The organism is Pseudarthrobacter sp. J47 (assembly GCF_049810315.1).
Taxonomy (GTDB): domain Bacteria; phylum Actinomycetota; class Actinomycetes; order Actinomycetales; family Micrococcaceae; genus Arthrobacter.
In genome coordinates this window covers 3,101,548-3,117,183 of record NZ_CP187358.1, presented here as the reverse complement: position 1 = coordinate 3,117,183, position 15,636 = coordinate 3,101,548, and the positions used below count along the sequence as shown (strand labels likewise).

The following is a 15,636-nucleotide window of genomic DNA, read 5'->3' as shown; positions in this document are numbered from 1 at the left end:
ACCAGCCACATCAGCTCCACCAACGAACACGAAGGACGGGACCATGCCAGTCGTACTGGAACACTTGGGCAAACGCTTTGGCGACGGCGCCCCGGTGCTGGACGACGTCAACGCCACCATCGGCAGCGGTGAGTTCGTCGCCCTCCTGGGCGCGTCCGGCTGCGGCAAGTCCACCCTGCTGAACATCATGGCGGGACTGGAGCGTCCGACGTCGGGAGCCCTGGAAGTGCCCAGCGACGGCGCCGCCTTTATGTTCCAGGACGCGGCCCTGTTCCCCTGGCTCACGGCCCGCGGAAACATTGAACTGGCCCTGCAGCTGGCAGACAAGTCCAGCACCAAGGCCAGCCGCAGGGCCCGGGCAACGGAGCTGCTGGAACTGGTCCACCTGGGCGGCGCGGGGGACAAGCGCCCGCACGAACTCTCCGGCGGCATGCGGCAGCGCGTGGCCCTGGCCCGCTCGCTGGCGCAGGACCGGCAGCTCCTGCTGATGGATGAGCCCTTCGCCGCGCTCGACGCCATCACCAGGGACCTGCTGCACGACGAACTCGAGCGGATCTGGAAGGAAACCGGCCGCACCATTGTGTTCGTCACCCACAACGTCCGAGAGGCTGTGCGGCTGGGCCAACGGGTGCTGCTGCTCTCCTCCCGCCCCGGCCGGGTGGTGGCTGAATGGGCCGTGAGCGAGGACCACCGCACCGATCCCGGGAAAGCCGGCGAGCTGACCAGAGTGATTACCCGCCGGCTTCGCGAGGAGATCCGCCGCCATGCCAAGTAACCAGACCACCGAAGAGCGGACCCCGAACGTGACCCAGTCCAGCGAACACATCACGTCGCCGTCCATCAAGGGCAACCCCTCGGAACTGCGCGACCTCGAAGCCGGACTGGACAACCTCCAGTCGGACACCCGGCGCAGGGCAGGCATCGACTGGCAGCGCGTCCTGCTGCCCATTGCCGCCCTGGTGGTCCTGGTGCTGGTCTGGCAGTTCTACGTTTCCCTGGGCCTCAAGCGCCGCGACCAGGTTCCGGGCCCGCTTGATGTCCTGAACCAGCTGGTGGTGCTGTGGGGCGAGGGCAAGGTCCAGGAATCCGTGTGGACGTCGCTGCAGCGCGGGCTGGTGGGCTTCCTGATCTCCGTTGTGATCGCCACGCCCATCGGGTTGCTCCTGGCACAGGTTGCGCCGCTGCGCCGGGCCTTTGGTCCACTGATTTCCGGGCTGCAGGTCCTGCCGTCCGTGGCGTGGGTGCCGGCTGCCATCATCTGGTTCAGCCTGACCGACGCCACCGTGTACTTCGTGATCTTTATGGGGGCGATCCCGTCCATCATCAACGGCCTGATCTCCGGCGTGGACCAGATCCCGCCGCAATACCGCAGCGTGGGTACGGTGCTTGGCGCCAACCGGCTGCAAATGGCCCTGCAGATCGTCCTCCCGGCCGCGCTGCCCGGCTACATCGGCGGTCTGAAGCAGGGCTGGGCATTTTCCTGGCGCTCGCTGATGGCGGCGGAAATCATCGCTGTAGGCGGCACCATCGGGTTCGGCCTTGGTTCGCTGCTGGACCAGGGGCGCCTCCTGGCGGACATGTCAGTGGTGATGGCCGCGATCCTGCTGATCCTGGCCGTTGGCATCCTGATCGAGCTCCTGGTGTTCGGCCCCATCGAAAAGCGCCTCCTCCAGCGCCGTGGCCTCCTCGCAGGCAGCAGCCGCTAAGCCCGCTGCTTTGTGACGCACGGTTACCTTGCGTGAACGGGTGTTGCTGTTGCGTTGTTGGTAAATGTGACGCGGCCCTACCGTTATTCCATGGCAATTCAGGACATTTACCCCACGGCACTGCGCCTCCTCGGCCGCCCCGTGCTGGTGGTGGGCGGCGGCCCCGTAGCTGCGCGCCGCGCCAAGGGCCTGCTGAACGCGGGCGCCCGGGTCACCGTGGTTGCCCCGGTTGCCTCCGCCGCGCTTCGCGAACTGTCCGACGCCGGCCTCCTCACCTGGGAGCCGCGCACCTACCAAAGCTCCGACGTCGACGGCGTCTGGTTCGTCCAGACGGCCACCGGACTTGCCGAGGTGGACACCCGGGTTGCGGCCGACGCCGAAGCGCAGCGCATCTGGTGCGTCAACGCCTCTGACCACGAATCCTCCGCAGCCTGGACTCCCGCAGTAGCGGTGGTTGATGACGTGCAGATCGCCGTGAACGCCGGGGGAGACCCGCGCCGCGCCATGGCCCTCCGCGACGCTGTTGCCACGGCCCTGGACACGGGAGACCTCCCGTTGCGCCGCCGTCGGGTCTCGACAGGCTCGACCACCGGCTCGACCACCGGATCGGTTGCCCTGGTGGGCGGCGGGCCCGGTGACACCGGCCTGATCACCGTCCGCGGCCGGCGCCTGTTGGGCCAGGCGGACGTTGTTGTGGCGGACCGGCTGGGACCGCGCGAACTGCTCAAGGAACTTGCTCCGGACGTAGAGGTCATCGAAGTCGGCAAGACGCCGGGCCACCACCCCGTCCCGCAGGATGAGATCAACCGGATCCTGGTCACCAAGGCCCTCGAGGGCAACCGCGTGGTCCGGCTCAAAGGCGGCGACCCCTACGTCCTGGGGCGCGGCGGCGAGGAAGCCGAATTCTGCCGGCAGAACGGCGTCGAGGTTGAGGTTGTGGCGGGTGTGACGTCGGCGATTTCGGTTCCGGCAGCGGCAGGAATTCCTGTGACGCACCGCGGCCTGGCCAAGGGCTTCAGCGTCGTCACCGGCCACGAGGAACTTTCCGAGGTGCCTGCGCGTGCTGACCATACTGTGGTTTTGCTCATGGGAGTGGGGAAATTGCGCGAATCCGCGGCAGCCATGGCCGCCGCCGGTTTGCCTCAGGACACTCCTGTTGGCATCGTTGAGAATGGATATTTGCCGGACCAGCGCGTGACGATCGGCACGCTCGGTTCCATCGCAGACCAGGCGGAAGCGGTTGGCGTCGCAAATCCTGCGGTGATCGTCATTGGCGACGTCGTCCGTGTGAGCCCTTTCGCACCACCGCATTTCAAGACCGCCGATTACAGCACCACCACCCCGAACCACCCCCGCGCCGCCCCTAGCCAGACGAAAACCCGAGTCAGCACCCCGTAGCCCAACCAGCTCGCAACTAACGCACTGAAAACGCCTTTTGAGAGCGTTAAATGCGAGCCAGTTGGGGAGAGCCAGAAGAGAAGGAACACAGCCGTGTCAAACAGCACCACCGTAGGATCTGCAGAGCGCCCGCTGCGCGTCGCCGTCGTTGGCTCCGGCCCGGCCGGTGTCTACGCTGCAGACATCCTGACCAAGAGCGAGGCCGTCAAGAGCGGCGAGCTCACCGTCAGCATCGACCTCTTCGACCGCTACCCGGCGCCCTACGGCCTGATCCGTTACGGCGTGGCCCCGGACCACCCGCGCATCAAGGGCATCGTCAACGCCTTGCACAAGGTCCTGGACCGCGGCGACATCCGGTTCTTCGGCAACGTCGACTACGGCACGGACATCTCCATCGAGGACCTCCGCGCGCACTACGACGCCGTCATTTTCGCCACCGGCGCCATCAAGGACGCGGACCTCAACATCCCCGGCATCGAGCTGGAAGGCTCCTTCGGCGGCGCGGACTTCGTCTCCTGGTACGACGGCCACCCGGACGTTTCCCGCGAATGGCCGCTGGAAGCCAAGGAAATCGCCGTGATCGGCAATGGCAACGTGGCCCTTGACGTGGCCCGCGTCCTGTCCAAGCACGCCGATGACCTCCTGGTCTCCGAGATCCCGGACAACGTTTATGCCGGCCTCAAGGCATCCCCGGTCACCGACGTCCACGTCTTCGGCCGCCGCGGTCCCGCGCAGGTCAAGTTCACCCCGCTGGAGCTCCGCGAACTGTCGCACTCCAAGGACGTGGACATCATCCTCTACGCCGAGGACTTCGAGTTCGACGAGGAATCCGACCGCCAGATCCAGACGAACAACCAGACCAAAACCATGGTGGGCACCCTCACCAACTGGATCGCCGAGCAGCCCGAGGACCTTTCCGAGCTCAAGGCCTCCCGCCGCCTGCACCTGCACTTCCTGCACAGCCCGGTGGAAATCTACGACGACGCCGAGACGCCCGGCAAGGTTGCCGGCATGCGGTTCGAGCGGACCGAGCTGGATGGCACGGGCAACGCCCGCGGCACCGGCGAGTTCGTGGACTACCCCGTCCAGGCCGTGTACCGCGCGATCGGCTACTTCGGTTCCGCCCTGCCGGAGATCGAATTCGACCACAAGAAGGGCGTTGTACCGAACGACGGCGGACGCGTCCTGGATGCCGCAGGCACCCACGTGCCGGGCATCTACGCCACGGGCTGGATCAAGCGCGGACCTGTCGGCCTGATCGGCCACACCAAGGGCGACGCCCTGGAGACGGTGACCTACCTGCTGGAAGACCGCGAAAACCTTCCGGTAGCCGAGGCACCCGAGGAAAGTGCCGTCGTCGAACTCCTGGACAGCCGCGGCGTGCGGTTCACCAGCTGGGAAGGCTGGCTGGCACTGGACGCGCACGAACTCGCGCTGGGTGCTGCCGCCACGGAGGCCGGCGGATCGCATGGCGTTGAGGTCAAGCGCGAGCGTATCAAGGTGGTGCCGCGCGAGGACATGGTGGCGATTTCCCGTGACGGGGTCTCCGCCGGAGTCTAAGGCAGCTACATCCGGCCGAAACGGGCACGGATCAGCGCGAAGACCCCATATGCAATGAAGCCCACTCCGATGGCCACCAGCAGATAAGGCCCAAACTGGTGGTCACGGAGTGCCTTCAGGCTGCCGTCCAGGCCTGTTGATTCCTCAGGACTGTGCTTGGCGGCCGCAATAACGAACAGCAGCCCGGCAAGGTTCAACGCGATTCCCTTTGCCACGTGTCCGATCACGCCCAGGGTGTCGATGACCCGGCCCCGGTGCGTTCCGTCGAAGTGGAAGAGCTCTTCCTTGAAGCCGCGCCGCAGGCCTTTGACGATGAAGTAGATGCCGATTCCCATGATGGTGAGCCCGATGGCCGCCAGCACCCAGGGGCCAGCCGGCGTCGCCATGAGGCTGCTGCTGAAGTCCCGCGTGGTGGTGCCGGAATCGGAGCGCCACCCCACGGCAAACCCGGCGAAGGTGAGTCCCACGCTGCCATAGGCCACCGCCAGGAAGCCTGAGGAGATGAGCTTGGCCAGCCGCTCCCTGCGCCGTTTCCGCCGGACCCGCAGGGTCGCTTCGCTGAGCTGCCATAAGGCAAGGCCAACGCAAGCCGCCAGGCAGGCCCACATTACTGCCGGACCCCACGGGTTCATTGCCAGCTGCTCGATTGCCCCGGTGGCTTCGGCCTCTCCGGGCTGGCCCAGTGCAATGGCTATGGAGATGGCGCCCACAATGACGTGAAGCAGGGCAACCACGGCAAAGCCGGTCCGGGCAACGACGTCCAGGGCCTTGGCGTTGGAGGCCCGCTCCATGGCGTCGGCTGCTTCACTGATGCTGGATTCCCCATGGTCCATGCTTGTTCGACCGCCCCACTCAGCCGTTCATGGGGCCTTCGGCGTGCAGCTTTTCGGCGCCAGGGCCCACGACCTTCACGGTGCAGCGGACGATCAGCGAGTCCGGGGCGTTATCCAGTTCCAGGATGGTGTCGTGCGCGCAGACCACCGTGTAGGCCGCTGACCGGCTGAGAATCTCGACGCCTTTTGCCGACGCGGTGGCCCGGGCATTCTCCAGTGCCTGGTCCTTGAGTTCCTTGACATAGGCAGCGTCCCCGCGCCGCGCCTCATCGCCGAACGCCCAGCCAAAGAGGCTGCCGGTGGCAATGGAACCAGGGTTGTTAGTCGTGGCCGGGTTCGTCATGGGGCTTCTGCTCCTGCCTTTCGGAAACATAGTAAGTGTGCTTACTATAGCTGAACCACTCACCACTACTCTAAGGAGTTCATCATGGCAGGTAACCTTTTGGCCCGCTCCGTTCACGATCTCACTGCGGCGGCATGGTTTGGTGGCTCGCTTATGGGCGCCGTTGGAGTTAACGGGGCGGCCGCGCAGGCGAAGGACCCGAGCGAACGGACCAGGCTCTCCAGCGCCGGGTGGATGCGGTGGGCTCCCATCCAGGCTGCAGCACTGGGTGCGCACCTCCTGGCTGACCTCGCCATCGCGGCCGAAAACAAGGGCCGCATTGCCAAGCAGGAGGGAGTCGCCCGCGACACCGTGCTCAAGACGGTGATCACGGTGGCCGGTGCCGCTACGACCCTGTACGCAGGCATTCTGGGCAAGAAGGTGGAAAAGATGGCCGACGAAGGCGCCCAGGGCGCCACGGAACCAAAGCCTGAGGCTTCCAGTGCGCTGAAGTCTGCGCAGACACAGCTCGCGTGCCTGCAGTGGGCCATTCCTGCCTTCGCCGCCGCCGTCATTGTGCTCGGTGCCAAGCATGGCGAGATGCAGCGGCCCAAGAACGTGTTCCAGGGGCTGCGCCAGTAGGAAATGGCTTACGTCGGCTTCGTATTGGCCGGCGGGAGGTCCGGGTTCAGGTCCTCCAGGTTTGGATCCTCAGCAGTCCAGACCTGGAGGATCGCCCATGCCACGGCGGCCAGCGGAACGGACAGGACGGCGCCGACGATGCCCGCCACAATGGTGCCGGCAGTCAGCGCCATCAGGATCACCAGGGCGTGGAGCTGCAGGGACTTGCCCATGACGATCGGCTGCAGGAGATCGCCCTCGAGCTGGTTCACGGCGATCACTACGGCCACCACAATCAGGGCCACCACCGGACCATTGGCCACCAGTGCCACCAGGGCGGCCAGGATCCCGGCAATCGTGGCGCCAACCAGCGGAATGAAGGCGCCCAGGAACACAATGATGGCCAGCGGAATGGCCAGCGGAACCTGCAGGATCAGCAGCGCCGCTCCGATGGCCACCGTATCAACCAAAGCCACGACGGCGGTGCCCCGGACGTACCCGCCCAGCACCTCCAGCGTGCGGCTGCCCACCCGGCGCAGCTTGGCCTCGCGCTGGCCGCTGAAGGGGCGGAGGAAGAAGTTCCAGATCTTCGCTCCGTCTTTCAGGAAGAAAAACAGGACGATCACCATCAGGCTGGCGCCGGCGATGAACTCGGTGACCATGGACAGGCCTGTGATAGCGCCGGAGCGCACCTGGCTGCTGGTGGCAAACTCGATGATGGCCTGCCGGCCCTGCTCCAGTTGTTCGCGGTCAACCGGAATGGGTCCGGTCAGCAGGAACTGCTCCAGTTCGTCCAGGCCGGAGGCCGCCTGCGTGGCCAGTTCGCCCCATTGGCTGCGCACCGAGCGGTAGATGACCGTGGAGACTCCGGCCAGGACCAGGAGCAGCCCAACGAAAGCAATGCCTGTAGCCAGTCCGCCCGGTATGCCCCTGCGCCGGAGCAGGTTCACGAACGGGCCGATCGCCGCTGCAAGGATCAGGGCGATCAGGATTGGAATGACCAGCAGCTTGATCTGGATCAGCGCATAAATGGACACCACCGCCACCGTCAGGACCAGCAGCACCTGGGCTGCGCGGGTGGCAACCCTGCCCAGCCCGTCGTTCCATATCGCCTTCGGCGTGGGGATCGGAGTGGAGGCTGGTGTGGAAGCCGGCGCGGAGGCCTGGGCGGCATCCCGCTTGGCGGCAGACGCGGAGTCCTGTGGGGACATCGGTGTGGCTTGGGGCTCAGGGTCTTGGGCCATGGTCGCTCCTCGGGATCGGCCGGCACCCCAGGTGCCGGCGGAATGAGTCTCCCTGTCAGGTGCTAAGCGTACTGACTACCTGGCCGGTCCAGCCACCCGACCCGCTGGGCGGCGCGCACTGCCGGGGATCACGCCATTTCCCGTGAGCAGGTGTCCCATGGCGATCTGCGCCGCGGCCACCACCAGGAGGATGGCCAGCGGCAGGGTCCAGCTGCCAGTGGCGCTGTGCAGCAGCCCCACCCCGAACGGACCGAGGGACGCCAGCAGGTAACCGGTGGATTGGGCGAGCGTGGAGAGAGCAGTCGTTTCGGCCGTTGTGGTGCCGCTGCGGCTGATCAGCACCATCACCAGCGGGAAGATCCCAATGCCCAGGCCGGTCAGGCAGGCAGGGATGATTGCCAGCTCAACGGGGAGCAGCAGCTGGCAGGCCAGGCCGGCGGCCATGGAGAGGCCCGCAAGGTAGAAGGCCGGGCGTAGCATTCCCGGCCGTGAACCCATGGCGATCAGCAGCATTCCTGCCGGAACGGACACCAGCTGCAGCAGGCCGTACATCAGCCCGCTCTCCGCGGCGTCCAGGCCCTTGGTGGTCAGCTGGTACGGGAACCAGCTCAATACTGAATACGCCAGGAGCGACTGCAGCGTGAAGACAGCGGTAATCAGCAGCCCCTTGCGGGTCTTCAGCAGCGGCCAGGGACGGATCCTTGCTTCGCCGCTGCGGACTCCGTGCCGGTGCGAATGCAGCGCCACCGGCAGGAAGCCAAGGAGGGCGGCGGCGGCCAGGAAGCCTATGGAACCAACAGCTGACGACGGCGAGCCCAGGGCCTGTGCCATGGGAACCGCCAGGATGGAGGCCGCCGTCGCCCCAGTTGTCATGGTCAGCGTGTAGACACCCGTCATCAGCGATGTCCGGCTGGCGAAGTGCTCGCGGATGAAGGAGGGCATGGCCACGTTGCAGACGGCCAGGCCGCACATGCCCACAACCGTGCCTCCCACCAGCATCCCGGTGGCCGGGATGCCGCGCATCAACAACCCGCCTGCCAGCATGGCCAGGGCAAGGGCGATTGCCTTCTCCACGCCCACTTTTCCGGTGAGCCAGGACGTCGCGGCGCCGGCCACGGCGAAGCACAGCGTGGGGATGGACGGGATCACCGAGGCAATGACCGGGCCGTAGCCAAGCGTGCGCTGGAGGTCGTGCAGGAGGGTGGAGGCACCCGTGATCCCGGCCCGCAGGTTCAGCCCGATCAGGATTAGCGCCACTACGCCCATCACCATAACGGCGCGGCTGCGTGGCGGGTCTGTGCGCACCGGCGCAGGGACTGGGGAGGGGGCCATGCTTCCAGCGTAGGGGCTGGGGACAGGCCGGTTAGCCCGGATGCCGCGCACCCAGCCGTGATACTGCTAACGCCAGCCAGAGCTGCACCCGGTCCGCCGTGACGGACGGGTCGTAGCCGGTCATCTCCGTGATTTGGGCCAGCCGGTAGCGGACGGTGTTGCGGTGCAGCGTCAGCGCCTCCGCCACGGCGGCCACTGACCCGTTGTGGTTTAGGTAGCTTTCCAGGGTCAGCATCAGCTCCGAACCGTGGGCCGCGTCGAAGGATCTCAAAGGCGTCAGGCACTCCTTGGCCATGTCCGCCAGCGGCACGTCTTCACTGGCCAGCAGAAGCGACGTCAGGCTGAGCCTTTCGGGTTCGTTGACGGGCAGCCCGTGGCTGGCGGCGTCACGCGCCTCGAAGTAGCTCCACCGGAGGCCGTTCGGCTTCGTGTAGGCGCCGCCGATTCCGATGTTCGCGTGGATGCCGGCTTCGGCGAGGTGATCGCTGAGCTGGCGGGCCAGGGCAGGCGCTCCCGTGCCGTCGTCGGGAATCACCAGCACCAGGTCCTTGCCCACGACGGCGGCCACCGCACCTTCCAGCGCTGGAGGCACTGAGGTGCTCCCCAGCGTTTTGTGGTGTGCGGCGGAGACGGCCAGCAGCGCGACGTTGCGGCGGGTGCTGTTGACGCCGATGCCCGCCAGGCGGCGCTGGGCCTCGCTGGTTTCCAGCGACCCGTGGAAGATGTCCTCCAGGACCTGCCCGGCCAGGGCGCGCTGGGCCTGGCGCTGCTTCACCATGTTGTTCAGTTCGACGCTGATCAGGTTCTGCGCGTACCCCACAATCCCGGTGTCCTCGAAGGGCTGCCGCACCCACAGTGTGCAGGCATCGCGGCGGCCGGTGGGGATGGGGTAGGAAGCCCATTCCGGGGCCGACGGCGGCTGGCCGGCACTGTTGAACAGCAGGGCGGTGAACTGGGTGAGGGCGACGTCCGTGCGCAGCATGCCGCCGAGGTGCTTGAGCAGTTCACCCAGGCCGCCGCCCGTCAGCAGTGCGCGGGCCAGGACCTGGTGGCCGGCGATCAGCCGCTCCAGTTTGGCGTAATGGTCCGATGACTGTGCGTCCGCGACGATCTTGGTGATGGCGATGAAGGGGGTGTCGTACGGGACCTCGACCACCGGAATGTTCCAGCGGTTGGCCTCGGCAACAAGGGCCGGCGGAACCACCTCGTGGGTCAGCCCGGTGCCGAATCCGATGCCCACCGCACCCGCACGCTGGACCTGCCGCACAAACCGGCGCTGGTCCGCCGCGGCCTTGAGCCGCAGGCCGGTGGTCAGGACCAGTTCGCCGCCATCCAGGAAGCGCTGCGGGTCCTCCAGCTCGGAGACGGCAACCCAGCGGATGTCATGGGTCCAGGTGCTTTCGGAAAGCCCGGCTTTCTTGAGTTTCAGGGGGCTGGCGGCAACCAGGGCAGCGAGGGAAATGGCCATCCTCCAAGGATAGGACGATACTGGGCAAGCGCACTAAACATGCCTGGATAGGGTGTGCAGATGGCTATTCCTTCGCCCTGTGACGTGGCCTACGCTCGATGCAGTAGCTCAGAGCGCAGAAAGAGGTTGCACATCGTGGTTCAGACCTTGCAGAACTTCATCAACGGACAGTTCGTCACCCCGGCCGGACCCCATCTGCTGGACATCGTCAACCCCACCAACGGCGAGGTGGTAGCCAAGGCACCCATCTCCAACCAGGCCGACGTCGACGCCGCCATGACCGCCGCCAAGGACGCCTTCAAGAGCTGGAAGCACGTGACGCCGGGCCAGCGCCAGCTGATGCTGCTCAAGCTCGCTGACGCCATCGAGGCCAACAGCGACGAGCTCGTTGAAGCCCAGCACCGCAACACCGGCCAGGTGCGCTCGCTGATCGCTTCCGAGGAAATTGCCGCCGGCGCAGACCAGATGCGCTTCTTCGCCGGAGCCGCCCGCATCATGGAAGGCAAGTCCGCCGGAGAGTACTTCGAAGGCCACACCTCCTACGTCCGCCGCGAGCCCATTGGCGTTGTAGCCCAGGTTGCACCGTGGAACTACCCGTTCCTGATGGCCATCTGGAAGATCGGTCCGGCGCTGGCCGCCGGCAACACCGTAGTACTCAAGCCCTCTGACACCACCCCCGAATCAACACTGGTGCTGGCACGCCTGGCCGGCGAAATCCTGCCCGCCGGCGTCCTGAACGTGGTCCTTGGCACCGGCGAGACCGGTTCCATGATGGTGGAGCACAAGGTCCCCGGCCTGGTTTCCATCACCGGCTCCGTCCGCGCCGGCATCGCCGTTGCAAGCGGCGCGGCCAAGGGACTCAAGCGCGCCCACCTGGAACTGGGCGGCAAGGCTCCCGCCATCGTCTTCAAGGACGCGGACATCAAGAAGAGCGCAGCAGCCATTGCCGAGTTCGCCTTCTTCAACGCCGGCCAGGACTGCACGGCGATCACGCGCGTGCTGGTGGAGGACTCAGTCCACGACGAGGTTGTAGCCGCGATGGTGGAACACACCAAGACCCTCCACACCGGTTCGCAGAACGACGAAGACAACTACTTCGGTCCGCTGAACAACGTCAACCACTTCAACCAGGTCAAGTCCGTGGTGGAGCACCTCCCGGATTACGCCCGGATCGAAACCGGCGGCCACCAGGCAGGGGACAAGGGCTACTTCTTCGAACCCACCATTGTCACCGGCGCCAGGCAGAAGGACGCGATCGTCCAGCAGGAAACCTTCGGCCCGGTCATCACAGTGCAGAAGTTCAGCACGGAAGCCGAGGCACTGGAGATGGCCAACGACGTCGAATACGCCCTTGCCTCCAGCGTCTGGACCACTGACCACGGCACGGCCATGCGGATGTCCCGGGACCTGGACTTCGGCGCCGTCTGGATCAACACGCACATCCTGCTCACCGCCGAAATGCCGCACGGCGGCTTCAAGCAGTCCGGCTACGGCAAGGACCTCTCCATGTACGGCGTGGAGGACTACACCCGCATCAAGCACGTGATGAGCGCGCTGGACGCCTGACCCGGTGGTTGAGCCCCCGGTGGTTGAGCTTGTCGAAACCTGATCTCGACAGGCTCGATCACCGAACGGCCCGATCACCTAACGATCACTACTTCTTTGAAAGGCTTCGCCATGACCACCACAGCACCCGAACTCAGCTACCGGCTGGAGCAGAAGCGCTCCATCACCGGCGCCTTCCCCGGCCCCAAGTCCCAGGCCCTGAACAACCGCCGCACCGCCGTTGTGGCTGCGGGCGTTGCCTCAGGCGTTCCTGTCTATGTTGAAGACGCCGACGGCGGGATCATCCGCGATGTTGACGGCAACTCGTTCATTGACCTCGGCTCAGGCATCGCCGTCACCAGCGTTGGCGCCTCCGACCCCGCCGTGGTCGCCGCCGTCCAGGACGCCGTCGCACATTTCACCCACACTTGCTTTATGGTCACCCCGTACGAGGGCTACGTGGCCGTTGCCGAGCAGCTGAACCGGCTCACCCCGGGCGACCACGAGAAGCGCACCGTCCTGTTCAACTCCGGCGCCGAGGCCGTGGAGAACGCCGTGAAGGTGGCCCGCCTGGCCACGGGGCGTGACGCGGTGGTGGCCTTTGACCATGCCTACCACGGCCGCACCAACCTGACCATGGCGCTGACCGCCAAGGCCATGCCGTACAAGACCGGATTCGGCCCGTTCGCGTCCGAGATCTACCGCATGCCCATGAGCTACCCGTTCCGTGAGGAAAACCCGGAGATCACCGGTTCCGAGGCCGCCAAGCGCGCCATCACCATGATCGAAAAGCAGATCGGCGGCGACCAGGTTGCCGCGATCATCATCGAACCCATCCAGGGTGAGGGCGGTTTCATCGTCCCGGCTGAGGGCTTCCTCCCCGCAATCGCAGCCTGGGCCAAGGAGAAGGGCATCGTCTTCATCGCGGACGAGGTCCAGTCCGGCTTCTGCCGCACCGGCGAGTGGTTCGCCGTCGATCACGAGGGCGTAGTTCCGGACATCATCACCATGGCCAAGGGCATCGCCGGCGGCATGCCGCTGTCCGCCATTACGGGCCGCGCTGACCTGCTCGACGCCGTCCACCCGGGCGGCCTGGGCGGCACGTACGGCGGCAACCCGGTGGCCTGTGCCGCCGCGCTGGCGTCCATCGGTTCCATGGAGCAGTTTGACCTCAACGGCCGTGCCCGCCACATCGAGGAGCTGGCCGTGGGCCGCCTCTCCGCGCTTCAGGAAGAGCTCGCCACTGCCGGAACCGGCGTGATCGGCGACGTCCGCGGCCGCGGTGCCATGCTGGCGATCGAACTGGTCCAGGCCGGTTCGAAGGAACCCAACCCGGAGCTGACCAAGGCCGTTGCCGCGGCCTGCCTTGCCGAAGGCGTCATCATCCTGACCTGCGGTACCTACGGCAACGTCATCCGCCTGCTGCCGCCGCTGGTCATCAGCGACGAGCTGCTCAACGACGGTCTGGACGTGCTGGCAAAGGCCATCAAGGCCAACGCCCTGACCACAGCTGTCCAGGCGTAGATCAAGGCGCCTGGCCTCGCAACGGGGCGGACACGGTGATCCCGTGTTCGCCCGTTCGCGTTTAACCACCTGGAGGCTGGTGGCCAGGCCTCAGAAACTGGTGACCAGATCGCCCAGCACGGCCTCGAGCCGGCCGGGGTCCGTGGCGTCGTAGAAGTGGGCGCCGCTGGCCTTTGCGATAGCCCGCAGCGTGGAGGTATCGGCCTCGGAACCATAGGCCAGCGTGAACACCAGCACGGGCGTGGTGTGGTGCTGGCTGCCCAGCAGCGTGGTGACCGAGGCCAGGTCCGCGGGATGGCTGGACTCGTTCCTGCCGTCGCTGAGCAGGATGATCGTGTTGATGGAGTCGGCCTTGTATTCAGCGGCCTGTTGTGCGGCGAAGGTGCCCACGGCCTCGAACAGAGGGGTGGCGGCGATCGGCTGCAAGGCATTGAGCTTGGCCAGGATGTCCGCTTTGTTTCCGGCAAACGGTGCCACGGGGCTGACCAGGCCGGGTTCCAGTGGGCCTTCGCCGCGTTGCGAGAAGGCGGCCAGGCCCACCTGGTCATCCCCGGTGAAGTGCTCCAGTGCCTTGGTCACAGCGTCCTTGGCACCCTGAAGCCGGGTCACGCCCGGCGCGATTTCGTCCTCCATGGAGCCCGAAACGTCCAGCAGGAACAAGGCCCGTGCGCGCTTGCGCACGTCCGGGAAGCTCTCCTGCACCGCTGCCAGCACGTCCACGGCGGGCAAGGGAAGTTCCTGCAGGGATTCGGCATAGTGGCCAGTGGCGGCTACCTGCGGATCAACAGCGCCGCGGATGCTCCGGTAGCCGGCGGAGGTGACCGTCGCCTGCCCTTGTTCCGTGGCGGCAAACTTAAGGAAATCTTCAGCGGCGAGCCGTTGCCCCGTGCTCACCCAGTCGCCGGATAGGACCACGCCGGGGTTGTCGGCAACAAACACGCCATCGCTGGGGTAGACGGCCAGGAGTGGCTCCTTCGGCGCCGGACCCGCCTGCTTATTCACGCCGTCGTTGCTTGATATGCCCTTGTTGTAATCCCACACCGATTTTTCGTCCACGATCACTGCGGACAGGAAATCGTGCACCTTGCCGGTGTCGTCAGCCTGCCTGGCATGCCACAGGAAATGTTCAGGCGTGGCCATGTAGTGGCTGGTGCTGAGTTCCGCGGCCCGGACTTTCTCGATGACGGGACCTTCAGTGACTGCCTGGCGCTCGATGTCCTTGACGTCTCCGCCGGCCACTCCATAGGACGTCAGCAACGCCATCAGTCCGGACGTGGACACCGTAGGGCTGGCCTTGCCAAATTTGAAGGTACCCCAGTCCTCATGGCCCAGCCGCTGCCAGACGCCCGGATCTGCGGCGGCAGCAAATACCTCGGACCAGCTTGGTGCTTCCTTGTCCCAGCCGATCGCTTCCGCCATGGACCTGGGCATGGCGAGGACAATTCCAGAGGCGGCCACGCTTTGGCCTTTCCCGGAAACAAGGCTGTTGGGCGACTGTTCCCCTGCCACCGCAAGCCACGCGCTGGAATCCGGCAGCCACACGGCCGGTCGCTCCGTGGCCGGTGTGCTGGCGAATCCCGCGGCTACTTTGCCGGCGGCGACGCCTGATTTCTCCTGCGTGACTGTCACGGTGACGCATTTGCCGTCCACGTCCCGCAGTTTGGCCGAATAAGCGGAGGCCAGGGCCTTGACCATGTCCGCGTTTTCCAGGGACGCGAGGACGGGAAGTGCAATACAGGGAGCGGCCCCGGAGGCGGTGGCGGGCTGGTCCTGTTCCAGTGGTGGCTGGGTGGGCGTTTCCTGTTGCCCGGGCGGATCGGGCTGCACGGCCGATTGCAGTTGGGGGAAGATGCCGGTGACGGCGATCAGCGCGGCGGCTGCCACAACCACCACGGCTGCGAGGGCAGCCCAGACCCACCCCGGGTACTTTGGCGTCTGTGCTGAGCGTCGGCCCATAATACAAATCCTTCAAAATCAGCCGGCTGAGTCCGTGGCGAACGTCGACGGTCACGCTGTGCCGGCGGCCAAGCCGCCGTTTTGCCTGGTGCCCGCCCCTCCAGCCGGGGTAGCCACGGAAGCACAC

General features: G+C 66.1%; 13 protein-coding genes. 7 read left to right on the top strand and 6 right to left on the bottom strand.

Features of this window, described 5'->3' with window-relative positions:
* The first annotated feature begins 43 nt into the window (after positions 1 to 43).
* From ACPJW8_RS14290 to ACPJW8_RS14275, 4 genes are all read left to right on the top strand, one after another.
* Complete coding sequence (locus ACPJW8_RS14290; protein WP_330187332.1) at positions 44 to 775, top strand: ABC transporter ATP-binding protein; 732 nt, start codon at positions 44 to 46, stop codon at positions 773 to 775.
* Positions 765 to 1,706 carry an ABC transporter permease gene (locus ACPJW8_RS14285; RefSeq protein WP_330187333.1) on the top strand — a complete coding sequence of 314 codons (942 nt, stop codon included), beginning with the start codon at positions 765 to 767 and terminating at the stop codon, positions 1,704 to 1,706. Before ACPJW8_RS14290 ends, ACPJW8_RS14285 begins: the two co-directional genes overlap by 11 nt.
* A gap of 90 nt (positions 1,707 to 1,796) precedes the next feature.
* Positions 1,797 to 3,104: a uroporphyrinogen-III C-methyltransferase gene (cobA, locus tag ACPJW8_RS14280; RefSeq protein ID WP_330194322.1), complete on the top strand. Its 1,308-nt coding sequence runs from the start codon at positions 1,797 to 1,799 to the stop codon at positions 3,102 to 3,104.
* Positions 3,105 to 3,197: 93 nt separating this feature from the next.
* Positions 3,198 to 4,664, top strand: a complete 1,467-nt coding sequence (locus ACPJW8_RS14275) for an FAD-dependent oxidoreductase (RefSeq protein ID WP_330194321.1) — start codon at positions 3,198 to 3,200, stop codon at positions 4,662 to 4,664.
* Between the two features lie 5 nt (positions 4,665 to 4,669).
* Here the strand turns inward: ACPJW8_RS14275 and ACPJW8_RS14270 are convergent, their stop codons facing one another.
* Positions 4,670 to 5,497, bottom strand: a complete 828-nt coding sequence (locus ACPJW8_RS14270) for a DUF1206 domain-containing protein (RefSeq protein WP_330187336.1) — start codon at positions 5,495 to 5,497, stop codon at positions 4,670 to 4,672.
* Positions 5,498 to 5,516: 19 nt separating this feature from the next.
* Entirely contained in the window at positions 5,517 to 5,840 is a 324-nt protein-coding gene (locus ACPJW8_RS14265; protein WP_330187337.1) for a hypothetical protein, read from the bottom strand.
* A gap of 84 nt (positions 5,841 to 5,924) precedes the next feature.
* On the opposite strand from ACPJW8_RS14265, the gene ACPJW8_RS14260 reads away from it, so the two are divergent.
* On the top strand, positions 5,925 to 6,461 hold the full coding sequence (locus tag ACPJW8_RS14260) for a hypothetical protein (RefSeq protein ID WP_330187338.1): 537 nt from the start codon (positions 5,925 to 5,927) through the stop codon (positions 6,459 to 6,461).
* 8 nt (positions 6,462 to 6,469) lie between these two features.
* Here the strand turns inward: ACPJW8_RS14260 and ACPJW8_RS14255 are convergent, their stop codons facing one another.
* The 3 genes from ACPJW8_RS14255 to ACPJW8_RS14245 all read right to left on the bottom strand — a co-directional run bounded on the left by ACPJW8_RS14255 (position 6,470) and on the right by ACPJW8_RS14245 (position 10,484).
* Positions 6,470 to 7,684: an AI-2E family transporter gene (locus ACPJW8_RS14255; RefSeq protein WP_330187339.1), complete on the bottom strand. Its 1,215-nt coding sequence runs from the start codon at positions 7,682 to 7,684 to the stop codon at positions 6,470 to 6,472.
* Between the two features lie 75 nt (positions 7,685 to 7,759).
* Complete coding sequence (locus ACPJW8_RS14250) at positions 7,760 to 9,016, bottom strand: MFS transporter (RefSeq protein WP_330187340.1); 1,257 nt, start codon at positions 9,014 to 9,016, stop codon at positions 7,760 to 7,762.
* Positions 9,017 to 9,047: 31 nt separating this feature from the next.
* A complete protein-coding gene (locus ACPJW8_RS14245) occupies positions 9,048 to 10,484 on the bottom strand; it encodes a PucR family transcriptional regulator (protein ID WP_330187341.1) in 1,437 nt (478 codons plus the stop codon).
* A 135-nt stretch (positions 10,485 to 10,619) separates the two neighbouring features.
* On the opposite strand from ACPJW8_RS14245, the gene ACPJW8_RS14240 reads away from it, so the two are divergent.
* Together ACPJW8_RS14240 and gabT are read left to right on the top strand one after the other, a co-directional pair.
* Positions 10,620 to 12,050, top strand: coding sequence for a gamma-aminobutyraldehyde dehydrogenase (locus ACPJW8_RS14240; protein ID WP_330187342.1), 1,431 nt, complete (start codon positions 10,620 to 10,622; stop codon positions 12,048 to 12,050).
* A 111-nt stretch (positions 12,051 to 12,161) separates the two neighbouring features.
* Positions 12,162 to 13,553 carry a 4-aminobutyrate--2-oxoglutarate transaminase gene (gene gabT, locus ACPJW8_RS14235; protein WP_330187343.1) on the top strand — a complete coding sequence of 464 codons (1,392 nt, stop codon included), beginning with the start codon at positions 12,162 to 12,164 and terminating at the stop codon, positions 13,551 to 13,553.
* 90 nt (positions 13,554 to 13,643) lie between these two features.
* Here gabT and ACPJW8_RS14230 read toward each other — a convergent pair whose 3' ends face one another.
* The gene (locus tag ACPJW8_RS14230; RefSeq protein WP_330187344.1) at positions 13,644 to 15,509 is read right to left on the bottom strand and encodes a vWA domain-containing protein; all 1,866 of its coding nucleotides are present in this window, start codon (positions 15,507 to 15,509) and stop codon (positions 13,644 to 13,646) included.
* Positions 15,510 to 15,636: the final 127 nt, after the last annotated feature.